The organism is Alkalitalea saponilacus, from assembly GCF_900168165.1.
Classification (GTDB): Bacteria; Bacteroidota; Bacteroidia; order Bacteroidales; family Marinilabiliaceae; genus Natronoflexus; species Natronoflexus saponilacus.
Genome location: NZ_FUYV01000025.1, coordinates 1 through 25,943, shown reverse-complemented (window position 1 = coordinate 25,943; position 25,943 = coordinate 1). Strand labels below are relative to the sequence as shown.

19 protein-coding genes and 1 tRNA gene are annotated in these 25,943 nt (G+C 40.4%); 10 read left to right on the top strand and 10 right to left on the bottom strand.

The features are described 5' to 3' along the window. Window positions 1-62: 62 nt before the first annotated feature. From B5X70_RS16100 to B5X70_RS16090, 3 genes are all read right to left on the bottom strand, one after another. Entirely contained in the window at window positions 63-1,343 is a 1,281-nt protein-coding gene (locus B5X70_RS16100; RefSeq protein ID WP_079558938.1) for an ABC transporter permease, read from the bottom strand. An 88-nt stretch (window positions 1,344-1,431) separates the two neighbouring features. After that, complete coding sequence (locus tag B5X70_RS16095; RefSeq protein ID WP_079558937.1) at window positions 1,432-2,679, bottom strand: ABC transporter permease; 1,248 nt, start codon at window positions 2,677-2,679, stop codon at window positions 1,432-1,434. Window positions 2,680-2,761: 82 nt separating this feature from the next. Next, on the bottom strand, window positions 2,762-3,496 hold the full coding sequence (locus B5X70_RS16090) for an ABC transporter ATP-binding protein (RefSeq protein ID WP_198314245.1): 735 nt from the start codon (window positions 3,494-3,496) through the stop codon (window positions 2,762-2,764). Between the two features lie 513 nt (window positions 3,497-4,009). On the opposite strand from B5X70_RS16090, the gene B5X70_RS16085 reads away from it, so the two are divergent. The 4 genes from B5X70_RS16085 (at window position 4,010) to B5X70_RS16070 (ending at window position 11,188) form a co-directional block, all read left to right on the top strand. Beyond that, on the top strand, window positions 4,010-6,880 hold the full coding sequence (locus B5X70_RS16085; RefSeq protein ID WP_079558936.1) for a pectate lyase family protein: 2,871 nt from the start codon (window positions 4,010-4,012) through the stop codon (window positions 6,878-6,880). A gap of 371 nt (window positions 6,881-7,251) precedes the next feature. Continuing rightward, window positions 7,252-9,465: a formate C-acetyltransferase gene (gene pflB / locus B5X70_RS16080; RefSeq protein WP_079558935.1), complete on the top strand. Its 2,214-nt coding sequence runs from the start codon at window positions 7,252-7,254 to the stop codon at window positions 9,463-9,465. Next, window positions 9,452-10,246: a pyruvate formate-lyase-activating protein gene (gene pflA / locus B5X70_RS16075; protein WP_232468436.1), complete on the top strand. Its 795-nt coding sequence runs from the start codon at window positions 9,452-9,454 to the stop codon at window positions 10,244-10,246. Before pflB ends, pflA begins: the two co-directional genes overlap by 14 nt. 159 nt (window positions 10,247-10,405) lie before the next feature. Further along, window positions 10,406-11,188 (top strand): formate/nitrite transporter family protein, encoded by a 783-nt coding sequence (locus B5X70_RS16070; protein WP_079558933.1) that lies wholly within the window; start codon window positions 10,406-10,408, stop codon window positions 11,186-11,188. A 161-nt stretch (window positions 11,189-11,349) separates the two neighbouring features. Here the strand turns inward: B5X70_RS16070 and B5X70_RS16065 are convergent, their stop codons facing one another. Together B5X70_RS16065 and B5X70_RS16060 are read right to left on the bottom strand one after the other, a co-directional pair. Beyond that, window positions 11,350-13,407, bottom strand: coding sequence for a M16 family metallopeptidase (locus tag B5X70_RS16065; RefSeq protein ID WP_079558932.1), 2,058 nt, complete (start codon window positions 13,405-13,407; stop codon window positions 11,350-11,352). A gap of 14 nt (window positions 13,408-13,421) precedes the next feature. Further along, entirely contained in the window at window positions 13,422-14,750 is a 1,329-nt protein-coding gene (locus B5X70_RS16060) for a M16 family metallopeptidase (RefSeq protein ID WP_079558931.1), read from the bottom strand. A gap of 368 nt (window positions 14,751-15,118) precedes the next feature. Between B5X70_RS16060 and B5X70_RS16055 the strand changes: the two genes are divergently transcribed. Further along, entirely contained in the window at window positions 15,119-15,586 is a 468-nt protein-coding gene (locus B5X70_RS16055) for a DUF6452 family protein (RefSeq protein ID WP_079558930.1), read from the top strand. Then, window positions 15,546-16,226 (top strand): DUF6048 family protein, encoded by a 681-nt coding sequence (locus tag B5X70_RS16050; protein ID WP_157666489.1) that lies wholly within the window; start codon window positions 15,546-15,548, stop codon window positions 16,224-16,226. Before B5X70_RS16055 ends, B5X70_RS16050 begins: the two co-directional genes overlap by 41 nt. Before the next feature lie 6 nt (window positions 16,227-16,232). Here the strand turns inward: B5X70_RS16050 and B5X70_RS16045 are convergent, their stop codons facing one another. Further along, window positions 16,233-17,090, bottom strand: a complete 858-nt coding sequence (locus B5X70_RS16045; protein WP_079558928.1) for a hypothetical protein — start codon at window positions 17,088-17,090, stop codon at window positions 16,233-16,235. A 164-nt stretch (window positions 17,091-17,254) separates the two neighbouring features. Here B5X70_RS16045 and B5X70_RS16040 point away from each other — a divergent pair, with 164 nt between their 5' ends. Next, window positions 17,255-18,586, top strand: a complete 1,332-nt coding sequence (locus B5X70_RS16040; protein ID WP_079558927.1) for a hypothetical protein — start codon at window positions 17,255-17,257, stop codon at window positions 18,584-18,586. Here the strand turns inward: B5X70_RS16040 and B5X70_RS16035 are convergent. The 4 genes from B5X70_RS16035 to B5X70_RS16020 form a co-directional block, all read right to left on the bottom strand. Next, window positions 18,581-19,369: a Cof-type HAD-IIB family hydrolase gene (locus B5X70_RS16035; protein WP_079558926.1), complete on the bottom strand. Its 789-nt coding sequence runs from the start codon at window positions 19,367-19,369 to the stop codon at window positions 18,581-18,583. The two genes, B5X70_RS16040 and B5X70_RS16035, sit on opposite strands and share 6 nt — an antisense overlap. Before the next feature lie 147 nt (window positions 19,370-19,516). Beyond that, window positions 19,517-20,398 carry a radical SAM protein gene (locus B5X70_RS16030; RefSeq protein WP_079558925.1) on the bottom strand — a complete coding sequence of 294 codons (882 nt, stop codon included), beginning with the start codon at window positions 20,396-20,398 and terminating at the stop codon, window positions 19,517-19,519. A 6-nt stretch (window positions 20,399-20,404) separates the two neighbouring features. After that, the gene (locus B5X70_RS16025) at window positions 20,405-21,289 is read right to left on the bottom strand and encodes a carbon-nitrogen hydrolase (protein WP_079558924.1); all 885 of its coding nucleotides are present in this window, start codon (window positions 21,287-21,289) and stop codon (window positions 20,405-20,407) included. Between the two features lies 1 nt (window position 21,290). Further along, the gene (locus B5X70_RS16020) at window positions 21,291-22,274 is read right to left on the bottom strand and encodes an adenosine kinase (protein ID WP_079558923.1); all 984 of its coding nucleotides are present in this window, start codon (window positions 22,272-22,274) and stop codon (window positions 21,291-21,293) included. Between the two features lie 398 nt (window positions 22,275-22,672). On the opposite strand from B5X70_RS16020, the gene B5X70_RS16015 reads away from it, so the two are divergent. The 3 genes from B5X70_RS16015 (at window position 22,673) to B5X70_RS16005 (ending at window position 25,681) form a co-directional block, all read left to right on the top strand. Continuing rightward, a tRNA-Asn gene (locus B5X70_RS16015) sits at window positions 22,673-22,746 on the top strand. A 704-nt stretch (window positions 22,747-23,450) separates the two neighbouring features. Then, window positions 23,451-25,067, top strand: coding sequence for an ATP-binding protein (locus B5X70_RS16010; protein ID WP_079558922.1), 1,617 nt, complete (start codon window positions 23,451-23,453; stop codon window positions 25,065-25,067). Next, complete coding sequence (locus B5X70_RS16005; protein ID WP_079558921.1) at window positions 25,064-25,681, top strand: class I SAM-dependent methyltransferase; 618 nt, start codon at window positions 25,064-25,066, stop codon at window positions 25,679-25,681. Before B5X70_RS16010 ends, B5X70_RS16005 begins: the two co-directional genes overlap by 4 nt. Window positions 25,682-25,943 lie beyond the last annotated feature (262 nt).

Below are 25,943 nucleotides of genomic sequence, written 5' to 3'. Positions count from 1 at the left end.
GGCGTTTTAACAGGTTTTTCAAAAATGATAATTACAATGTTAGATATATGATTTTAGCGTATTTATTCGTGGCGTAAGGCTTCTATTGGTTTAATACGAACGGCTTTTTGAGCGGGGATTAGTCCTGCAATCAAACCGGTAATAACCAGAATTATGAGAGATGCTACAGCCATTGTCACTCCAATTTCCGGGTTTGTGAAAAATACTTGTTCATCGGCAGGCATTGCTGCCTGTGAATGAGTTAAGGCTGTATCTACACCGTGCAAAACCAAAGTTCCAAGGGACAGCCCTATGAACCCTGCGATGGTGGTTAAGAAAACCGACTCCGTTAAAACCTGGCTAACAATGGTCCATGGACGTGCTCCTATGGCACGTTGAATCCCAATCTCTTTAGTTCGTTCCTTCACCACAACAACCATGATGTTACTGATTCCAACTGCTCCGGCAATCAAAGTTCCAATTCCAACAATCCATATCAGCACGTTGATTCCAAGGAAAAGATAAGTCATGGTTCGAACCATCTCTTCCACATTGAAATGACCAATGGCGTCTTTATCATCAGGTGCAACCGAATGGTTGTTTTTAAGCACCGCCATTACCTGTTCTGCAGTTTCAGCAACACTATGTCCTTGCTTAGCTGTAAAACCAAAATAGTGTACCCTGTCACCGTAATTATAAACCTGCTGCATGGTAGTGAATGGGACATATATGCTCTCGCTTTTATTACTTCCTAACTGAATGTTGGGATTTAAGGTTCTGAATACCCCAACAACCTGAAAATAGACACCACTCACTTTCATATACTGCCCAACAGGGTCTTCTCCGCGCTCGAACATTACTTCGTAAACCCGTTCTCCTATAATACAGACCTTACGACGTAAATGAATATCCATTTCGTTTAAAAATCGTCCATGAATCATTTCACTCGGATCGATGAGGTTATATGCAGGATAGTCCCCATTAACAGTAAAAGAACCACTTCGCAAGCCCCGGTGCACATTCTCTCCCTGTGAAACATCCCAGCCTTGCAATCGTGGAGCAATTACATCCACACCCGGAACCTGGTCACGGATAATTTCCATGTCTCTGTTGTTAAAATTCCACCAACGTCCTTGTCGAAATCCTTTATAAGGTTTTGTTGTATTCTGAGTCCACATAAATGCGCTGTTGGATGCAAAATTTGCTGTACCTTGGGTTACGCCATTAACCAGTCCGTTGCCGGAGCCGGTCATAACAACGAGCATAAATATGCCCCAAAACACACCAAATGCTGTCAGGACACTTCGTAACTTATTCTGCTTAATGGCAATAAATATCTCTTGCCAACGATCTTTATCAAACACGATTTCTCTTTTTTAATAGATAAATAGATCTAAAACTTATAGTTTTACGGAAATTAGGTGTCAATCATTCCGAAAGAATTTTTACAAATTACTCATCATGTAGTGCTTCTATTGGTTTAATTGCTGCAGCTTTTCGTGCCGGGATAAACCCTGCAATTAATCCAGCAGCAATAAGGATTAAAGTTGCGGACACAGCCACTCCAAAATCCGCCGATGGGTTATAAAACATCCTGTTTACCATATCGTTATTTTCTGCAATGCCCATTAACACCATATTGGCTAAGTGTAATACACCCATTCCAAACAAAAGACCAAAAAATCCTGCTACAGCAGTTATAAATACCGATTCAGACAACACCAAACGGATCACACTCCATGGGGTTGCTCCAATGGATTTACGAATGCCTATTTCCCGGGTACGTTCTTTTACCAGTATGATCATAATATTACTAACTCCGACAATACCGGCAATGATGGTCATGATTCCGATCACCCATACAAACATTCGAATCGCGGCAAAAACCCCTTGTGCCTGCCTAAAATGTTCCAGTGTATTCCAGATGAAGATGGCACGGTCATCGGTTTCAGAAAAGCGATGGCGTCTGGCTAGCAGAGATCTAATTTCCGATTCAATTTGTTTGTTTTCCTCAACCGATGCTGAAGAAGTGGCAATGGCAAGATTCGCCAATCGGTTGGCTCCGCCAAATACCCGTTGTCCGGTACTGATTGGGATAAATGCCCTTCGGGCATCCCGATTCTGATAATCGTAAAAAGTTCCAACCACCTGAAACGGAACACCTCCTGCCTTAATATATTTTCCCATTGGATCCTCGTCCTTAAAAAGAACATCAACAATGGGTTGAGACAATACGATTACCTTTCGATAGTTATCAATATCCAGGCGATTAATGAACCGCCCTTGTTGCATATCAAAAACTTCAATCCCGTTAAATTCCGGCATCACACCTGTGATGGAATAAATTCCAAATTCATTTTTATAGGTAAGCGGGGCACTGCTTCTAAGATACATTCTTCCAGAAATGTTTTTAATGCCGGAAAGTTCCCTTTTAAGCATGTCATAATCCTCATTGGTAAACTGTATGCGTCTACCTTTTCCCAAACCTTCATATGATTCACCGGTTTCACCACTATGTATCCAGATGGCATTGGTAGAAGACCCCCGGAAATTATATTCCATGCCATTTTGCAGCCCCTTTCCTGAACCCAGCAACAAAAGCAGCATAAAAATTCCCCATGCCACACTAAAACCCGTCATGATGGCGCGGAGCTTATTTTGCTTCAATGTGCTAAATATTTCTTCCAGATAATCAATCATAATATAGCCTGTTTGTTCTCTAAAACATTACAGATAATTAAAGTGGTACTCTTCGAAATTGCCTTTAATTCAAATGAGGAGCTCATCGCTGCTCTAGTAAAACACCGGCAGAAACCTCATTGCTGAAGTTATGGTTTACCTCATTCGACTCAATGATTCCATCCCGCAGTCTGATGATTCTTTGCGTCTGTGCAGCAATCTCATTTTCGTGTGTTACAATAATGATTGAGATGCCGGTTGCATTAACCTCCTTAAGAATTTCCATTACCTCTGTGGAAGTAACTGAATCCAATGCTCCGGTGGGCTCATCGGCCAAAATAACCTTTGGTTTTGAAATGAGAGAACGTGCAATGGCCACTCTCTGCTTTTGACCTCCTGACAATTCTGAAGGCAAATGATGCGCCCATTCTCTTAACCCAAGTTTTTCGAGATATTCAAGCGCAATCATATTTCGCTTTTTGCGGCTTACCTTTTGATAATAGAGCGGCAAAGCCACATTTTCCATGGCATTTTTAAATGAAATCAGATTGAAAGACTGAAATACAAAGCCGATGTATTTATTTCTGAAACGTGCTGCGCGCGTTTCGCTCATCTTTTCAATTTTTATTCCATCCAGATAATATGCACCAGCATCATAGTTATCAAGAATCCCAATGATATTAAGTAATGTAGATTTTCCTGAACCCGAAGATCCCATAATACTCACCATCTCTCCCTGCCTGATATCCAAATCCACCCCTTTTAATACATGAAGCGCATTGCTTCCATTCACATAAGACTTGTGCAGAGTTTCAACACGAATGATACTGTTATCCATTGTATAAAAATTAGCAGGTTGTATAAAAATGCGAAAAAAACTTATCAATGATCAGACCAAAAACTTTTTCATCCTGATTTTGTGATAAATAGCATATCTGAGAAGATTCAAGAAAACATGATAATTGTCTGTTTTTGAACAGGAGGTGTACGTTTACGAACAATTTGTAAAGTTAAACCAGAATTAATTTCAGTGCAACATTGCTCGTAATTTATTGAAGAAAGTTCCATTTAAAAATGACATCAACCAACCCATGTAACATTTTTTCACCTTTATTAAGTCAATTTGTAGCCATTGTGATTCACTTGTAACCTATAGATTTGTTGACAGAAAAACAACAAAGTCCTTTATGACTCCCGAATAATGGTCGATCCCGATTGTCCATGTAATCAGCCACTAATTAAAATGTATATAGTAGCATAGCAAATCAGAATATTGTTTCGACTTATTTAGTCAAGCGATTTCATGATTCGGCTCAAATGGGTTTATTGTTAAAACCAACATACAATCAAAATGAAAAAAAATCTATTTACACTGTTTTTATTATTACTATCAGCCTCTGCGCTAATAAGTCAGAATCCCGACTTTAGTTTGGTTGGCTACGGAGACACCACTGGCGATAACAGCCCGCGAAGCAACAATACCGGAAGAGCCGGCATACATCATACCACTACAGGAGGAGAAGGGTCGAACCCGCAAGTGGTTACCTACACAGGAAACGACCTGAGGGATGTATTGCGAAGTGGAGATTATATGGGAGGGATGATTTATGAGATTTATGACGCCGATATGTTAGCCGGTGTTTTACTTGAGTTTACCCGGCATCACAGAAACAGCAACTATTCAGCTCCCTATCAGCCTGTAACATTTTACATAAAAAGCAACTTAACCAACACAGGCAGCACCAGAGAAATTCGCATTGAGGATACGGAGAATGTTTCCATCATTGGAATGATTAATGGCGGTGAAAAAGCCGATTTTCATGATCTTGGGATACGTATAATCAGATGCAGTAATGTGATTGTTAGGAATTTGCGGATATACAATGTGCGACAAGGAGCTTCAACAGGAACAGAAATTGCTTATAGTAATAATATATGGATAGACCGTAACGAGTATCATAGTGAAGGCCTGTTGCCGGAAATTCACAGGGATTATTACGATGGTCTTCTGGATATTAAGCATCAATCCAATGCTATTACTGTATCATGGAATATATTCCGAGACCATTACAAAGGTCTCCTCTTAGGGCATAGTGACAGCCCGAGTGCAGCACCAGATAATATTACATATCATCATAATTTGTTTCTAAACCTGAATACCAGAGCTCCTCTGATACGCTTTGCCAACGTGCATATGTTTAACAATGTTTTTGAAAACATTCAGGGTTCTGCCACCAATTGTCGCATGGGAGCTGTGGTAAGGATTGAAAATAACCACTACATAAATGCAGGATCTGGAACCGTTGACAGCCAAGGGAATTACCAGCAAGGAGCTGTAGGTTGGTGGTATGGCAGTAGTACCGGATATTGGCACCTGATTGACAACATATTTGACAACAGCCCGCTTGACGACAAAGTTTGGCAAAACAACCTAAGCAGTACAAGTGTACCCTATGAATATGCCCATGTACTGCATCCTGCTCAGGATATTTACGACCTTGTATATCAGTTTGCCGGCCGGGTACAAAGCTATGAACCGGATGAAGATGCTACATTGTCCGCATTGTATATAGGAGATATTCTGGCTGACGGATTTTCACCCTCTGCTTTTGAGTACTCCCATGAAGTTCCATTTGGCACTCCCAGTGCTCCAACTGTAAGTGCAATAACCGCACAAAGTGAGGCCGGATTGAGCATCAGTCAGGCGACTTCATTACCTGGAACTGCCACGGTGCATGTAACTTCTGCCAATGGACAAGAAAGTAATACTTACACTGTACAGTTTACCATGTATGATCCTTCAGATGATGCTACACTTGCAGGAATCACCATTGATGGAGAACCTATAGAGGGATTTAGCAGTACAAATTTTAATTATACTATTGATTTGCCCTTCGGATCACCTGTTCCGGTTGTAAATGCCACCTTAAGTTGGCATGAAGCAGGTATGGCAATGTATGAAGCAGGTTCAATTCCCGGAACAAACTCCATTCAGGTAACATCTGCCGATGGCACTGAATCGAACATCTATTATATTATTTTTACTCAGTCAGATCCTTCTGCTGATGCTACATTGAGTGAGATAAATGTAAACGGTTCATTAATTTCCGGATTCAGTCCAAGCCAGACAAACTATACGATTAATATTCCAGATTCAGAGGCCTCAATCCCTCAGGTTTCTGCGGTAGTGAACGATGAACTGGCTTCTGTGGAAATTAATCAAGCCGATGATTTGCCTGGTGTGGCAACGGTGGAGGTAACAGCGCAGGACGGCTCTAAGCAAACCTATACCGTTACATTTACAGTTACCACCAATTGGCTTATTTACGACGCCTCCGCTTTACCGGGAAGCAGCTCGCCTTCATTCTCGGCCAGTGATTTTGATAACCCTTCCTTCTCTCTCGTAGATGATACAGATGGATGCATTGACGATAATCAACTCCTTAAACTGGAACACACAAGCCCGTCAAGCAAAGGAAACTGGCGGTATGATTTCCCATCCGGCCAAATTGCCGTAACCATAGTGGCTCGTGTAAAAGCACTTCCTGGTGCCTTTGATAAAGTTATGGTGATTGATATGCAGTTTGCCGGATCTCGGGAACGAATATATATTAATAGTGACAACACCTACTGGCTGAGACATGCCGGAGCTGGAAGCGTATCAGGTCCGAATGAACAACTCCCAAATGGTGCGGATATAAATGAATGGAACATTATCCGTTTAACCAAACAGGGACACAATGTAAATTTCTATCTCAATGAGCATCCTGTTCCGGTGGAATCTGTTGTAACCGGTACTTCTACAAATAATAACTACTTCAGGTTTGGAGATCCGTTTGGAGATCAAACTTCAGGGGCACTTATTGACTGGATAATTTGGGATGAAACCGGAGCTTATGCTCCGGGAGAAGGTTCCCCAATTCCATCTTGGATATGCTCCACTTACGGAGACAATGTATCAACTGTTACCCCCGATTATGAAAATCAGCAAAAGGTTGACATTTATCCAAATCCGGTTACCAATGGATTGGTAAATATTGCTCTTACCGGTTTCGAAGGAAATAAAAAAATCAAATTGCTGAATCTGAGTGGTACGGTTATTTCAATATCAGAAACGTCTGCCAACAGCTATGTATTGCCTGTAAACCTGCCAACAGGGATATACCTCATACAGATAAATAATGCAGACTTTGGTGTTACCAAAAGACTAATAGTCAGATAATCCTCAATAAAGGAACTGTTAATTTCAATTGCGAAAGGGGGTTTGTCCGTACGGGCAAACCCCCTTTATTTGCAATTATTTCTTCATTTGATGCAATCCGAAAAATTTAGGAATTGATTTCAAGCAGGACTAAGCTATCGTTTATGTTTAAAAACCCTATAAACAGATTGTTTATAGTTAAAAAATCAGAAAATTGATGTCTTAAGACATCAATTACAGAAAAAAATCTCTATATTTGCAATTGCAATCTAGAGATAGCAAAATATGATGTTTTATGAAATGTTCGTTTGATAACATATTTTAAATATTCGGTTTCTCAGTTTGCAAATAACAGAAAAACAACAACATTCAATCACCAAAAAACTAGTATCATGTTTAAATCCGGCAATTGGGAAAATGCGATAGACGTTCGTGACTTTGTGCTGAAGAACGTTCGCCCCTACGATGGCGACGCACAATTTTTGTGCGAAGCCAGTGAACGCACCAAACATTTATGGAACATCTGCCTGGATGCCATTTCAAAAGAACGCGCCAACAACGGAGTTCTGGCCATTGACACCGAAACCGTTTCGGGTGTGACCTCGCACGGCCCCGGCTATATTGATAAAGAGAATGAAATCATAGTTGGTCTTCAGACTGACATGCTTTTAAAACGCGCCATGAAACCTTACGGCGGAATTGCCGTGGTTGAAAAAGCATGCGAAGAGCATGGTGTTGAAGCATCAGAACGTGTAAAAGATATTTTCAACAATTATGCAAAAACACATAACGATGGGGTTTTTGATGTATATACGCCTGAAATCAGATTATACCGCTCATTGGGTATTTTAACCGGTCTTCCTGATAATTACGCTCGTGGACGAATCATTGGTGATTACCGTCGTCTGGCTCTTTATGGAACCGAGAGATTGATTCAGGCTAAAAAGCTTGACATGTTATCACTGGTTGGCCCCATGACCGATGAGCGCATCAGATTGAGGGAAGAGGTTGCTGAGCAAATCAAAGCGCTTCACCAATTGAAAGAACTGGGTGATATTTACGGATTGGACTTGTCTCGTCCGGCAAAAACTGCCCAAGAAGCTGTACAGTGGGTTTACATGGCTTACCTGGCTGCCGTTAAGGAGCAGGACGGAGCGGCCATGTCTTTAGGAAATGTGAGTTCGTTCCTGGACATATATATAGAAAAAGACATTGAGGAGGGAAAAATTACTGAAGATTATGCACAGGAATTGGTTGACCAATTCGTGATGAAACTTCGCATGGTTCGCCACCTGCGCATGGAAGCATACAATGAAATTTTTGCCGGCGACCCAACCTGGGTGACCGAAGCCATTGGCGGAAAACTGGCAGATGGACGCCACAAGGTGACCAAAACCTCTTTCCGTTTCCTACAGACACTATACAATTTGGGGCCATCACCGGAACCAAACATGACCATTCTTTGGTCGCAGGACTTGCCCGAAGGATTCAAAAGATTCGCCGCTCAGGTTTCCATCGATACCTCGTCTATCCAGTACGAAAACGACGACCTGATGCAGTGCACCCGCAACAGCGACGACTACGGAATTGCATGTTGCGTTTCCTTCCAGGAGATTGGAAAACAAATCCAGTTCTTTGGAGCACGTACCAACCTGGCAAAAACTTTGTTGCTTGCATTGAACGAAGGGTATTGCGAGCTATCAGGCAAAAAAGTGCTTTCCAACATTCCGAAATTGAGTTCAGACACGCTTGAACTTGGAGAGGTAATGGATAATTTCAAACTGGCCATGAAAGAAGTTGCCAGGGTTTACAATGAGTCCATGAACATTATCCACTACATGCACGATAAGTACTATTACGAAAAAATGCAGATGGCTTTGGTGGATACCAATCCGAAAATCAATCTGGCATACGGAGCTGCCGGTCTGAGTATTGTTGCCGATTCGCTTTCGGCCATTAAACATGCAAAAGTGACTGCCATTCGCAATGAGAAAGGTCTTACCACCGATTTTAAAATCGAAGGTGAATTTCCGTGCTACGGAAATGATGACGACCGCGTGGATATTTTCGCGAAGCAGATTCCTTCCTATTTCAACGGTTTGCTGAAAGAGCTGAGAACCTATAAAAATGCCGAACCAACGCTTTCCATCCTGACCATTACCTCCAACGTGGTGTATGGGCAGAAAACAGGTGCAACGCCCGACGGAAGAGCCCTTGGAATACCGTTTGCTCCCGGAGCAAACCCCATGCACGGACGCGATAAAAGTGGTGCCATTGCATCTTTGAGTTCGGTTTCGAAAATTGATTACCGCGACTCATTGGACGGTATCTCCAACACCTTCAGCATTGTTCCTAAAACACTTGGCGCAACACAGGATCAGCGTACTGAAAACCTGGCTTCCATTATGGATGGATATTTTGCCAAAGATGCCCATCACCTCAACGTGAACGTGATGAACCGTGAAATGCTTGCCGATGCCATGGAAAATCCTGAGAAATATCCTCAGTTGACCATCCGTGTATCAGGTTATGCCGTAAATTTTGTAAGACTAACAAGAGCCCAGCAGCAAGATGTTATTGCAAGAAGTTTCTTTGAAACCGTATAAGAGGGTACAAACCCACGCAGCCTGCACAAGCAGGCCGCGTGTGGCTCCTGCCCCAAAACTGAGAGTTCATTCCGTTGAATCTCTGGGAACCTATGACGGACCAGGTATTCGGCTGGTTATTTTCCTTCAGGGATGTAATCTCAAATGTTTATATTGCGCCAATCCCGACACCATTGAGTTTGGCGCTGGTTACGAATATGAACTGGACAATCTTGTTCAAATGGCACAACGACAACGCCCCTTTTTCGGAAAAAAAGGAGGAGTTACCGTTTCAGGAGGTGAACCTTTAATGCAGGCAAGAGATTTGGTTCCTTTCTTTCAGAAATTACAAAATGAGGGATTACATACTTGTATTGATACCAACGGAACCATTTTAAACAACAACTCCAAAGAATTGTTGAAACATACTGACCTTGTACTTCTCGACATCAAACACATCGACAACCAAAAACATCTTAAACTTACCGGAAAGCAGAACGACCGCACACTGGCTTTTGCTGAATATTTGGCATCTGAAAACATCCCCACATGGATAAGATATGTTTTGGTGCCCGGATATTCTGATGATGAAGAGGATTTGCATAAAATGGGACAGTTCCTTGCAAACAAAGGAAACATCGAAAAGCTGGAAATTCAGCCATACCATAAGCTTGGCGAACACAAATATGAATCGCTGGGATGGAAATACCAACTAACAGACGTTCCCTCTAATACAGAAGCACAACTTCTAAAAGCCAAAACCATTTTTGAACAATATTTAAAAGAAGTGGTGATAAACTAGGCACTTTTAAGTTCAAAGTCATACTTTTGCGGATTGGAATTCGGGATTGAAACAAGATGGATTCATCAGATGGAAAAGATTTTTTGACATCTGTGCCTCTGTCATTTTTACAATCTATCTAATTTTCATATATCAAAAACGCTTAAAGACAAAATTGAAATGTCTTATTTTACTTCAAAGGAGATTCTGGCTGGGGTTTACGATGCTGCTTTTAAGCGGAGTAACTCTCCCGTTTCAAAAACCATTGTTCTTTCATTTTTAGCAGGTGCCTACATTGCATTTGGCGGACTGCTTTCTATTTCTATTGCGGGTGGCATGCCCGAAATAGCTGCACAAAATCCAGGCCTCCAAAAGCTTGCCATGGGTGCCGTTTTCCCCATGGGACTAATGCTTGTTGTAATTGCCGGTGCCGATCTCTTCACAGGCAATACCGCCTATTTTATACCCCCTGTTGCCTCCGGAAAGATTTCAGTTAAAGCCATGTTTAAAAACTGGGGAATTGTTTATTTGGGAAATTTCATTGGCTCTGTTTTCGTTGCCTGGGCATTGGCATATCACACCGGCATTTTTCAAAGCGAACCATGGTTGGGATTCTTGCATGGAATTGCGGATTATAAAACTTCTGCCACGTTTACTTCTGTTTTTGCAAAAGGGATTGGAGCCAACTGGCTGGTGACATTAGCGGTTTGGACCGCCTTTGCCGCTCGTGATATTCCCGGAAAAATAATGGCCATCTGGTTTCCCATTATGGCGTTCGTAGCCATGGGATTTGAACACAGTGTGGCCAATATGTTCTATATTCCGGCAGCCATCTTTCATGGTGCTGATATTACATGGGGAGAATTCATTACCAGCAACCTGATTCCTGCTACACTTGGCAACATAGTTGGTGGTTCATTCTTTACCGGGACACTTTATTGGTTTGTTTATGACAAGGAATAAAAGGTGAGAGGGTGGAAAGGTAAGATGGTAATAGGGTGGAAAGGTTGTTTGTTTATGGTTTATAGTTCAGGGTTTTAAGTTAACAATGGAAACATCGAACCTAAAGATAAAAAAGGCGCAAAGCATAAACTTTGCGCCTTTTTGTCATTGCATTTGTGATGCTATAAAGCAAAAACTTCATCATCAATTCCTGTGTTCACTTCAATGGAATCGATGGTAATATCAAAAGTTTGAGGTCCGGCGCTTTGTCGCATGGCCGAAGGAAACTTCACCCCATTAACTTCTTTGTAATCCATAAAAACGGAGATAACAGTTCCTTGCATACCGGTGCTCACTTCTCTTAATTTTAAACCACTTTCAACACAATAATAGAGGCTCTTGGTGCTCTCGCCATTGCTCAAAACGTTAATTCGGAAAGCTTCCATTCCTTCAACATTTTCTACACCCACCAGCTCAATTTCAGCATCGGGCTTTAAAAGTGCGTGTTCGGCAAACAAGGCTGATGCCTTCTTCATCTCTTCAAGCATCTCACCTTCCAGACGCTGTTCTCCCATTGGGGATACAATCAGTCCGTTTACGCCATCAAACACCTGTTTTGTAACAACATTTCCACCCATTAAGGTTTCCACCAATAGTTTATTTGGAGCTTTTTGTTGGGTTATCATATTTAACTGCATGCCCTGAATGGTAAAGCTGGCATGCATTTTTACATCTTCTACGGCATTCACTGCATCATGGCCTCCAATGGCCTCCAAATAACGCTCAATGACTTCAACTGCATTGACATCTGTCACTTCGCGAGGGCCGGTCACCACATTGCCATAAAAATCATACTGAACCACCTCTCCTGTTGGTGAAAATTTGCTTAACGACTCACGGATTTTATCGGCCTCTCCCACAGCAAGGATGATCACGTGATCGGGATGCAGATATTTATTAGCCATGGCTTTGATGTCCTGTGGAGTTACTGCAGCCACCTTTTCCAGGTAAGTGCGATAGTAATCAGCAGGCAGATTATATCGCTCAATATTGAGCGCAAAACGTGCCACGGTTTGCGGATCTTCAAGGGAACGGGAGAAACTGCCGGTGAGAACATTTTTCATCAAATCCAGCTCCTCCTCACTCACCAACTCTGTGCGCATTCTGGTCATTTCATGTAAAATCTCATAAACAGCGCTGTCGGTTACCGAAGTGCGCACCTCCGTAGAAGCGGTAAAATGACCGATTCTTTTGTCGTTGCTCAAACGGGAGTATGCCCCATAGGTAAATGCTTTATCTTCTCGCAGGTTTTGGAATAAGCGTGCGTTAAAGGAGCCGCCACCCAAAATCTGATTCATCAGCGATGCTTTAATGGCATCGGGGTGTCCCGGGGTTAAATTCACAGTGTGTGTAACATTTATTGTGGATTGTTTGGCTCCCTCCCTGTTTGCAATGGCAACCTTAGGTTGCTCATACTTTGCGGGATCATTATATTGGTGGGTAGGAACATCTCCTTTTTTCCATTTCCCAAAGTGTTTTTTTGCTTGCTTTTTTGCCTCTTTTAGGGAAATGTCACCAACAATTACCAGATACCCCACATTGGGTCGGAAATAGGTTTTATGGTAATCCTTTAAAAGATCCACAGTGATGTTTTCGAGGGTCTCCTCAGATACCAGTTCTCCGTATGGGTCGTTTTTGCCAAAGCGCAAAACATTGGCCACATTAGCGGCAATGGATCCCGCATCTGATTTATTGGCTTGTAATGCAGAGCGCATCCGCAGGATGCTTCGATCTAGTTCTTCCTGTTGGAATGAGGGGTTCATAACCACGTCTGACATGATTTCCAGTAATTCTTCACTGTGTTTTTTCAATGAACGTGCATACATGCCATCAGAAAAGGTATTAAATGTAGCACCAATAAAATCAATGGCTTCATCTATTTCACCTTTTGTGCGGTTGGTAGTACCTGAGCGCATGAGCGATCCGGCCATAGAAACGTAACCCACTGCTTCGCCTTCCAGAATGGGATCGATTTCCAGATTAAGACTATAAGCTACAAATGGGAGTCTGTTGTCTTCAACCACAAAAACCTGCAAACCATTGGAAAGCTTAAACTTCTTGTACTCTCCTATATTGATCTGCGGAGCCGGACCGGCCGATGGCGGAGTGCTTCTGTCGAGCTGAGCAAGCAGTCCGGTGGTAAAACAAATTGTAAGAATGGATAATATGATCTTCTTCATTGTATATCAATTTTCTATTGTCTTTTTGGTAAATAGTATAACACCACGCGGTTATCGGTACGGAAATATTTTCTGGCAACTCTTTGAATATCCTCACGTGTTACTGCCATATATTTTTCCAATTCCTTATTGATGAGTGATGCATCGCCAAAATACGTGTGATAAGTGGCCAAATTATGAGCGCGCTCAGCAATTCTGGAATTCCCGCCAATGATATCGTTTTCAAACTGATTTCTCAGTTTTTGGAATTCCTCTTCGGGAATCAATTCATTACGAACCTTTTCAATCTCTGCATTCATGGCCTCTTCCAATACATGAGGTTCTATCCCCATATTGGCAAAAGCATAAGTTAAGGTTACCGTTGGTTCATTGTAAGGCAGCGGAAAAGTTCCTACCTGAAGTGCCAACTCCTGATTATCTACAAGCTCCCTGAAAAATCTTGAACTCTGCCCGGTTGATAGCAAAGTACCCAGCATATCGATGGCAAAGTAATCTTCGGTATTGAGAGCGGGCGTGCGGTATGCTTGCAGAACCAGAGGAATCTGTACATTATCGAATATGGTATCGCGCACCTCAGCTTTTAATGGAGGTTCAATGATGTTAGGACGATAAATCTCTTCGGTTCTTGTTGGGATATCACCAAAATATTTCTCAATAAGAGCACGAGTATCTTCTTTTACAATATCTCCGGCAATTACCAGAACAGCATTGTTTGGTACATAGAACATCTCATAGAATTCCTGAAACTCGTGGTCTTCAGCAGCCATGATGTGTTCAGGTTCTCCAATGGTGGTCCATTGGTATGGATGTTTGGTGAATGCCCGTGCCATGGTTTCAATCAGAATGGTTCCGTATGGCCGGTTGTCATACATCTGTTTACGTTCCTCAATTACGACCTGCTTTTGGGTTTGGATTCCAACAGAATCCACCGATGCGTGCAGCATCCTTTCCGATTCCAGCCACAATCCAAGTTCAAGCTGGTTGGAAGGGAGGGTCTGATAATAGTAGGTTCTGTCGGCAGAAGTGTTGGCATTGAGGGTTCCACCGGCCATTTCTACAAACCTTGCATACTCGCCGCGGGGAATATGCTTGGTTCCTTCAAACATCAAATGTTCAAAAAAGTGTGCGAACCCGGTTCTGTCCGGACGCTCATGCTTGGAACCTACATCATACATTACAGCCACTGTTACAATAGGAGTGGCGTTGTCCTGATGTAAAACTACATGCAGTCCGTTGCCCAGGGTAAATTCCGAGAACTCAATCCTCCCGGATTGAGCATCCACCGGAAACATGGCGATGAACAAGCCAAGAAAAAACAGTAATAACTTTTTCGTTTGCTTCATGTTAAATAAAAATTTGTTTTAAAAATTTGGTTGGGACATTCAAAACATCTAAGATTTCAGACTTGTAAAATTAAATCATTTGAAAATGGTTTTCAACCAGAAAATTGAACCTATGATGAAATGGTTCTATAAAATGACAAAGGGGGAAAAAATCATGACAAATAGCAGGCCACCAATTGTTAAGTTCTAACTTTTAAATGTTTGAAAACTGTAAACGATATTGAATTCAATACACATGTGTTCGGAACCGAACATGTGTGTGCACGTATTCGGACACACTTTAACGCATCGAATAAAAACGTCATGATGTAATAAGGCACTCTCTGATTTTATTTTTACTTTTGCCATTGTCATTAATGCAGAAATTCATGCTGAGACCATTTAAGTTTCTATTTATTATTCTATTCGTTGCCATGATGCTTCCGGCATCATGCACGCAGGATCAAATCTGTTTGTCGAACCAAAGTGCCGTTCAGGTGGAATTGGTATCTTTTCATACAAACAGAGATACAACTCTGGCCGGTACCACCATTTTTGGTCTTGATCGCTCTAGTGAAAGAATCTACGACAGCATCAGCGTGTCGCGACTGTTTTTACCGCTGTCCTTTTCATCTGATACCACGGCCTTTGTGATTTCAAGCGACAATTATCTGGATACCATTTGGTTCAGGCATCAAAGTGAGATGGAGTACATTTCAAGAGAATGTGGTTTTACATTCAATTTTGAACTGGATACCATTTGGTTTACAAACACTTTTATCGATTCTGTTTCGATCATATATCCCCTGGTTAATTATGGAGAAGATTTTCAGAATGTTCAAATATATATCTATTAGTTTTTTCCTTTTGATTTCTACGGCCATCGCCGCACAAATCAACATGGAAGAGGTTCCCCGCGATCCGCAGGGATTTACCCTCGGCATTAATCTGGCAGGCCCGTTTAATCGGATAATGGATAACGATCGCACAGGCATTTCTTTTCTAACACGGATTAACGTAGCCGAAAATTTGTTTTTTCGAGGTGAAGCAGGCTTCGAAAATGTCAGTTTTAATCAGGATGCCTATTCATACGATTCAAACGGCACTTTTCTAAAAGCCGGGATTGAATTAAACTCTCTCTCCAAGCGAGAGCCGGGAACACATGCCCATCTTTTGTTTGGTATAGCCTATGGAATGGCCATACAAGAACAGAGCGCCTCCCGCTTTACCATTGAAAACAGTTACTGGCCGGACTTTGTTGACCGTGTAGGTTCGCATACCGTTAATACACATTGGGTAGAACTATCGGGAGGCCCAAGGGTGGAAGTTTTTCAAAACCTTTATCTTGGATGGAGCATTCACCTCCGGGTTTCTGTTCTACGGGACAATCCCGAAATGCTTAAGCCATACTATGTCCCCGGATTTGGTAACGGCGACAACAGACTCAATGGAGGATTCTCATATACCATAGAGTACCTGATTCCCTGGAAAAAGTAGGTATCATTAAAAGAAAATGTGCAGAATTAAATTTCCGCTGGCAAAAGGGGATAATTCAAATTTGTTCATTCCGGAATCGATAACAACTTTAACACCATCGCTACTTGTATATTCCCGCTCAGTCATAGTGCTATATTTTAACCCCAATCCTAATTCCCCTCCGATCGCAACTTTGGGAGCAAAAAACCATTTTGCACCTAAAAAACCATTTGCAGAAAACCCATAAGTACTCCCGCCTTTTTCTTCAAAGTCTCCATCGATAAGGCCCTTGTTAACATATTCAATGTTCCCAATAAAAGTTTGGTTATCTATAATATAAGATCCTCCTCGAAAAGGAAGTAAAAAACCACCTACTTCATAACCATAATATCCCCTGATCCGACTTTTTATTGGCATATAATATTCCTGACCAAAAAACAAACCGACAGCAAGTCCGGATTGTTTCAAATATGCCTCATCGGAACCAAAACTTTGGGTACTCAGAATATCTTTCTCCGAAGTATATCCAAACAAGAATTTCATCCGATAAGCTTTGTCCTCAGCATAGAAATATTTAAAGAATAAGGTTCCCGGATTTTGAGCTGTAAATGCAAATGACGGTGATTCCTGTCGATAATGATTGGAACTTATGTACTCACCCCACCCATCGTAGTAATATACATCGTAATATTCCTTGCTACCAATTAAACTTCCAATATAGCTTAAGAAAGGAGTTGCATCAACACTGATGGTCCAATCTCCTTTTTCAGGAAAATAGTAAAACCCTTTTTTTGAATAAAGATTATGACGGGTGGAATCAGTTTGAGAAAATGCCGAAGCGAGAATAGAAGAAAACAGGATGGAAAAAATTAAGGTACGTTTCATAACTTGGGTTTAATAAAAATACAATAGGTTAAACATGCTTGCAAATATTAAAATAAATTTTCACTTTTGAAACACATTTAATTAGTATATAAGTTTGAATACAATGCATCAACATTTTAAATCCTTAATTCTAAACTAATAAAACGCTTAACTAATCCAATCCCATGAAAAATTTATATAAATTATCTACCAGTATCAGCCTTTTTTTTGTGATTCTGGTTTTTAACTCATGCCACAAAAATGATTATTCAGAACATTTATCCCTTTCAGATACTTTTGAAATAAACCTGGTTAAAGAAGACGGAAAAGTAAAGATTAATTGGACACTTGTTCGTTCAATTAATTTTTCTGAGTACAGGATTTATCGGATACAAGATCCAGATATCTATAACTATGTTTATCGTTCTAACTATGTCATCAAAAACATCCAAAATAAACACCAACTATCCTACATTGATGATGCCCCTGTATATTTAGGCACCAACTATTATTGGATTGAAATATTTGATAATAGAGGTGTCCGTACGCACACAAGCAATATGCTATCTATCAGTATTTCAGAAATCAGGACGTTTAACTATTTTCCCGTAAATGTAATCTTTGATGTTGAAGAATGTTTATTAGGTTTCAATTCAGACAAAGGATATGGAAATAGCTTCACCCTTTATAACTTCGAAAGAGATGAAATCATAATTGAAGCATCCATTTTTTCTCCCCATGCCAGACCTGCTTTTGGGAAATACAATGGTAATACTGAACTATACTTTCCTGCACCTAGCCAACGGATTATAATATATAATGCCTCAAACATGAGTGAAAATAACCACATGTCTTTACCTAACAACCGAATGGCACAAAGCATAGCTGCTGCTGATAATGGGAATATATATGTTGTGGAGCGATTTGGATATTATTTATATGCGCTAAATCGTACAACTGGCAGTGCATTGCGATTTTGGCAAAGCTACATGGATGGGAGTAACCAAATGATCTATTCTCAAAAACTTAGCAAACTTTTATCGTTTAATAATAGTAATGATTGGAGTGGATTTTTGATTTCTACTGCACTGAATTCTGATGGATCCATCAATGACTATGAATCTAATAGCAAATGGGTTGAAGGTGATTATTATTCTGAATTTAGATTTGATCCAAGAAATGATGATATATATCTTTTCCCCAATGTAAAAAAATTCAATGCAAATAATCTGGAAGAGATTCCTCTAAACAAGCCCTTGTATTTAAATGATATTGCTTTTTGTGAATACTTTTCATACTTAGCTCCATTAGATCAAAAAAAGATTATCAAAAAAGACCTAAACGATGAAGTAGTGGAGACTTTTGAATTAAAAGGATATCCGATTAATGTTTTCAAGGCAAAAGATAAACTTGTGGTTATTATTGTCGAAAACAGATCTCAATGGCCAGTTTCGAACTACCATCTTAAAGGTTATCCGAGAAATACGCCATTCGGTATCGAAATCATAAAACTATAAAATACTATTCATAACCCTCAATACACCATTCTCATTATTGTCGTACTCAGTTATAAAACGGGATGCTTTAATGATTTCCGGGTGTGCATTCTTCATGGCATAACTATGCATGGCTGTTTGCATCATCTCCAAATCGTTGAGGTAATCGCCAAACACCATGGTCTCTTCCGGTTTTATGTTCAGTTTTGTCTGGATGGTTTCAATGGCTTTACCTTTGCTGGCTGTATTATTAAATACATCCATCCACTCTTTTCCTGATACTACAACTTTGAGTTGGCCATTGCTGTGTTTCAAAAAATGTTGATAGCTGTTCTCTTCGGCAATTTTGTAATCGAACATGGCCAATTTTAGCACGGTATCTTCTACCTGTGTTAAATCCTTTACCAATTTCAGACGGCCATAATACTTGCCGGTTTCCTGCACAAACTTTTCATTGGCACACTCAATATAAGCGCTGTTTTTACAACAGAGAACGATTTCAGCATCATCAATCTCCCGGCCTGTTTTTATTAACTCAGTTGCATGATCAAAATCAAGTGAATCTACATGAATCTCTTCGTCCCGATGGCGAACGTAAGTACCGTTTTCGGCAATAAACAGCGTTTGATGCCTGATGGCATTAAACATCTCCTCCATGGTGTAATATTGCCGACCACTGGCTAAGGCAAATAAAATTCCTTTATCAATTAGTTTATTATGAATTTCCCAAAACTCGGTCGGCAACTCCTTCCTATCGTTCAGTAAAGTACCATCCAAATCAGATACTATTAGTTTTATGTTCATTGGCAATGTGTTTATCTAAAAAATATGATTCCTGTTAATCCAGGGATCAGCGAAATTAGCCAACCTTCTGTTGGGGAGCAAATTAATTAACCTTGTTTAGGTAATTTAATCAGTTGATAATTATTATCAAGTAATAAGTTTCAATATCTATTTTCCATAAATGCCATCATTCAACTCCAAATCAATTTGCGCCAGCAAATCTGATTTATCTCTTGATAAAGTGCCGGAAAGAACCAGGTTGTTGGAAATATGATTGCTTCTGTAAATGATACGCTCAGCATCAATGTCTTCAATCATCCACCTCAACTCCCTAATGATTTCAGGTACTGTTTGTAACTCAAAATCGCCTCGGAATCTTTTTTGATATTGAGGTTCACCCATGGGAAAAGAGAGCGTTAAGGTGGATAAGAATTTTGGTTTTGTGAGATTGATTAATTCTGCCGATTTTTTGGCATGCTGATGGCTGTAATTTCTTCCACCAAGTCCATTGAGAATCATAACGGAGGTTTCGATGCCAGCCGAATGCGCTTTTAGCAAAGCTTCGCTGGTGGAGGCAAATGTTTCTCCTTTGTTGATGAGCGATAAAAGCTCATCATCGCCCGTTTCGGCTCCCACATATAGAAGTTTTAACCCATAGCTGCGTAGCGTTTCCAACTGAGTCGGCGTTTTTTCCAGGATATCTTTAGGTGAAGCGTAGGCAGAAATCCGCTGCAATCGTCCAAAAGCAGAGTTAACTTCCTCCAAAATCGGCATCAATTTTTCAAAGGACAACACAAAGGCGTTGCCATCACCCAAAAACACTTTTTTTACAAAACCCTTGTAGTGATTGGCCAGTATGTTGATCTCCTGCTTTAGCAGATCCGGTGGTTTTACCCTAAACTTTTTTGAAGTATACATTTCGCAAAAGGCACAACGATTCCAGGAACAGCCGATGGTGGCCTGCAAAATGGCAGAGCGTGCTTCGGCGGGGGGACGAAACAACGGTTCATCATATTCTAGCGGCTGAGAGAAAAAACCAGAAAAGATCATTTTTTGTTAATCAATATATCTTTTTACAATATTTTCGAAAGCATCAATGCGTCGATCACGGAAAAATGGCCAAATCCGGCGAACAGCCTCTGAACGAGCCAAATCAACATCCACAATGAGGTTCTCTTCATTGTTGCTACTTCCCTGTACCAGGATTTCTCCCTGTGGGCCGGCTACAAAACTGCTTCCCCAAAACTGAATACCATTGGTAACCCCGGATGGATCGGCCTCAAAACCCACACGGTTAACCGAAATTACGGGCAAACCGTTGGCGACGGCATGTCCACGTTGTGAAATGACCCATGCTTCGCGCTGTCGCATTTTTTCGGCCTCTTCATCGGTGCTTTCCCATCCTATGGCGGTTGGGTAAATGAGTACGTCTGCACCACGCATGGCCATTAATCGGGCTGCTTCGGGATACCATTGATCCCAGCAAACCAGCACACCCAATTTGCCCACAGAGGTGGAGATGGGTTCAAAACCCAAATCGCCGGGCGTGAAATAGAATTTTTCATAGTAGGCAGGGTCGTCCGGAATGTGCATTTTGCGGTATTTTCCTGCAATGCTTCCGTCCTTTTCCAGTACCACCGAAGTATTATGATAAAGGCCCGGTGCACGTTTTTCAAACAGCGATGTAACAATGACCACTCCCAGTTCTGCGGCTAGCTTTCCAAACCGTTCGGTGGATGGTCCGGGAATCGGTTCTGCCAGATCGAACACATCGGTATCTTCAGTCTGACAGAAATAGAGACTATTGTGCAACTCCTGAAGCACAATCAACTGAACCCCCTTTGATGCCAATTGCCTAATGTTTTCTTCCAACTTTTTTATGTTGGCCTGTATGTTTTCTCCATTGGATTGCTGAACCAATCCTGTCTTTATTGCCTGCATTCTACCCGATTATATGTTCAATTTCTGATTTAATGGCTGCCCAGCGTTCTTCGTCCATTTTGGGGCCAATGACCTCAATCACACTGGCCGATAAAAGAGCACCAAGTTGCCCGCATTTTTCAAGCGGCAGTGATTTAATAAGCCCATATAAGAACCCTGCAGCATACAAATCGCCAGCTCCGGTTGTGTCAATCGGGTTGGCCTCTACCACACCCACTTTTACTACCGTATCAAAATGTTTTATAAGGGAACCTTCAGATCCTTTCTTCAAAATGGTGATTTCGGCCATCTTTCCCATATAGTCGAGAGCTTCATGATTATTTAATCCTCCGGTAAAAGAACGAGCCTCTTCTTCGTTGGCAAACAATATGTCCACATGATCGGAAACGATCTCTCTTAAGAATGCAAGGTTATCCTCCACAACGTTAAAGCTGGCCAGATCAAGTGAAACTTTTAGACCGTTTTCCCGAGCTTTAACCAATGCTTGGCGAATCAGATCACGGTTTTGTACCAGATAACCTTCTACATGGAAATAGGCATACCCCTGAAAAATATCCGTTGGGATATCGGCAGCACTCATCTCCACTGCTGCCCCAAGGTAGGTGGCAAATGTACGTTCTGAATCAGGTGAAATCAGAGCAATGGCACGTCCAGAGTCGCTTTCGCTCTCCAACAACAAGGGCGATATGTTTTTAAACTCCATATCTTTTCTGAAGAAATCGCCCCAGCTATCCCTTCCGATCTTGCCGAGAAACCCGGTTTCAATTCCCAAATTTGCCAGCCCGTGAATGGTGTTGGCTGCCGAACCACCCGAAGCTTTACTGCTTTTGCCATTCCCAAGTGCCTGAAGCACTTTGTCGGCTGTTTCGCCATCTACTAACTGCATGCTGCCTTTTGGCAACGAAAGTTCATTTAATACAGCGTCACTCTCTAGCTGCATCAGTATGTCTACCAATGCATTGCCCATTCCTAATACTTTTCCCATAATTTCTATTAAGTAGATATCATACCAAACCAGTAACTGCAACTAATCTGATTGCTATTATTTTATTTTTCAAATACTCTTTTTTAACGAGAAGCTCTTTTGTTACATGATAAAGATATGAACTGTTCCCAAACCCTACAAAATCTTAACCAACAATATCTCAGAACTTTGCTCTGAATACAAGAAGAACCGGCTAAAATATTTCTACAAAGATGGATTTTTTTTTACAAAATCGTTTGGAGAATTAAAGTAAAGCACATACTTTTGCAAAGCATTTGAAAAACGGAGGGCTTTTCAGGAACTGAAAGATATAAAAAAATCCTTAGTTTTATCTAGCATAGGGATTTGGTTTATAAAGATAAACCATACAAGTACTAAGAATTTAGTGAAGTCAATATTCCTCAGTAGCTCAGTTGGTTAGAGCGGCGGACTGTTAATCCGTAGGTCGTAGGTTCAAGTCCTACCTGAGGAGCAAAAATCCTACATTTTTTTAATGTAGGATTTTTTTTTACCCTAGAATTTAACCCCATGATCTATTCTGTTTACATTTTGTATTCCGACACCTCAGATCGTTATTACATTGGATATCCGGAAACATTGAAAAGCGGATAAATGAACACAAGAATCCAGAGGTTCAGAACAAATTTACTTCCAAAAACTTACCTTGGCTAATTGTTGCACAAATAGAGATGTCTCAGGATTGAGGAGAAGCAATGATATTAGAACGATTTATCAAACGCCAGAAATCACGAAAATTTATAGAATTACTCATTGAAAATCAGACTGACATAGAATTTGTGGAGAAACTTATGAATTCGGCACTTTCTAAGTCGCAATAATATTTCTCTATCGGTTAGTTAGAGCGGTTCCATATGCTCGGGATTAATCCGTAGGTTCCCGAGTAAATCGGGTTAGGCTCCGGTTCATCCCGAATACATTTGGGATAGTAGCTCTCAATTCTGCTTCCACAGAAAAAATGATTGATCCTCATAATTATTTTGATAAAAGCTAGCTTTCGTTGAATAAATGGGATTGTTGGTCAAAATGGCTTCTGATTTTGAATGATTTTGGGTATATTTAAACTTAACGTTTAAATATAATTAATTGGAATATCATGTCATTATAATAAATTCGAAATCATAACAATGCGTTTTTACACGTGCCTAATATGTTAATATGAGCAACCATGTAAAGTATTTACCATTAATTATTTTTACCTTTTTATTATGTGCTGTCTTTGATGGCAATGCATTGGGAGAGGAATATAATAACCGAAGAAAAATTATAGTTGGAGGTGATTTCGACTATAAGCCTTTTTCATATCTCGATGAAAACGGCGAAGCAAAAGGTTTTGATATTGATGTTGTTAAGGCTATTGCAAATAAGTACAATTTTGATGTTGAATTTCGGCTGACCAATTGGGATCAGGCATTAAAGTCATTAGAAACAGGCGAAGTAGATATGCTTGTTTCTATCCTTTTCACCGAAAGTCGTAATATAATATTCGACTTCACCATACCCCTCACCGAAGAGTATTATGCAATATTTGCTCGTAAATACTCAACCATTGGTGAAATTAGTGATCTGGCAGATAAAAGCATTATTTCTTTAAAGGGTGATGCATCGATAGAAAAATTCTTAAAGCCAATGGGCTTTTATGAGAACACTACGTTTATAAACTCCTTGCCATTGGCAATTTCTCTGCTGTCTCAAGGAGAACATGATGCAGCGATAGTACCCTACTCAATTGGAGTTGAAACGATAATTGCTGAAAAGATAAGAAATGTAGAAGCTGTTGGACCACCCATTATCCCAAGTCTGTACAGGTACGCTGTTAAAAAGGGGAATTCTGAACTACTTTCCATTCTTAATGATGGTATATACTACGTTAAAACCATGGGCATAAGTGATGAATTGCGGAAAAATTGGAATTTTCATAAACGTGGTGATGTTACTGTCAGCAGAGTTCTGCGTTACATCGCATATTTTTCAATTCCATTCATCCTGGGTTTTGTAATTCTTTTGTTCTGGTCATGGAGCTTGAAGCGAGCAGTTAATGTCAAAACCCAAATGCTCAAGGAAAAGAATACTCAACTTGAAAACTTAAATGCGGACAAAGATCTGTTCATCACCATTCTTGCACATGATTTAAGAAGCCCGTTTAATGGCTTGCTTGGGTTTTTGGAAGTGCTGAAGACCAATGTTCGTGACTATGATATTGAAACAACCAGAAACAGCCTCAATCTATTATATGAAATTGCGCAAAACACCTTTAAAATTCTCGAAGACACATTGATGTGGGTAAGAGCAAATTCAGGCAAAACATCTTATGAACCTCAAAAACTAAACTTGAAGGTGATATGCACTGATGTTGTTCAAAATATGAAAGAGGTTGCCAACGCAAAAAATATTACCATAAATCACTCTTTGGCAGAGGATTTATTGATTTATGCCGATAAGAATATGTTGAGTTCCATTTTAAGAAATCTCATTTCTAATTCAATAAAATTTACGAATAGAAACGGAAGGATTGAAATTCATGCAGAAGCAGATCACACAAATGCCATAGTAACAGTTTCCGACAACGGAATTGGAATGGAGCCTGAAGAAATCAATAAACTTTTTGGTATTTCGCAAATATTTACAACCGAAGGAACGGAAAACGAAAAAGGAAGTGGATTTGGTCTGTTAATTTGCAAAGAATTTGTAGAAAGACACGGAGGCAAGATATGGGTAGAAAGCAAAGCCGGAAAAGGAAGCGATTTTAAATTTACCATACCCTTGAAACAATGAATATCAATACAAACACTTGGAACAAGATTAGATATACCTTTTATACGCCTGTATATGATTTTATAGCTGGATATATAAAGAATTCAAGAAAGAAGTCGGTTGACTCTTTAGATATTAAAGCAGGTGATAAAGTGCTTATTATAGGAGCTGGAACGGGATTAGATTTAGAGTTCCTACCCAAGGACTGTGAGGTTTTCGCAACGGATATTACGCCCTCCATGGTTGAAAGGATTAAAAAACGCAATAGAAGATTAAATCGTCAAGTTCAGACAATCATCATGGATGGACAAGCTCTTGAATTTGCTGACAATTCGTTTGATAAGATAATTCTACATTTGGTTCTTGCTGTAATTCCTGACCCTATTGCTTGCATTTCTGAATCAGAGCGAGTTTTAAAACACGGCGGACAAATTGCTGTTTTTGATAAGTTTGTTCGTAAGGGTAAGAAAGTGTCTAGCCTTCGCAGGCTTGCAAACGTATTTACAAATTTTCTTTTTTCTGATATTACTCGTGATTTTGAAACAATTGCAAAGAATTCAGGACTAACAATACTTTCAGATGAGGATGCAAATTTCAATGGTAACTTTAGAATGATTAAAATGACAAAGGAATAATAAACTTGACTTCAGGTTTAATTAATAACTGTTTTAGATTTGTTGATTGCCCTCGTAGAGGGCAAACGTTGATAGAAAAGCATCAGATTTAAGAATTAGCACCTCATAGAGGTGCAATGTTTTAATACCGAAACTACATTTATTCAATAATCTGTCAATTGGCTATGGCTATAACGGTTCAAAATGTGCCACCGATTTCGGTTTCATTGTGCCAGTGATTTCGGTTTAAAATGTGCCACTATGTTTGGCATTTTGGTCAAAG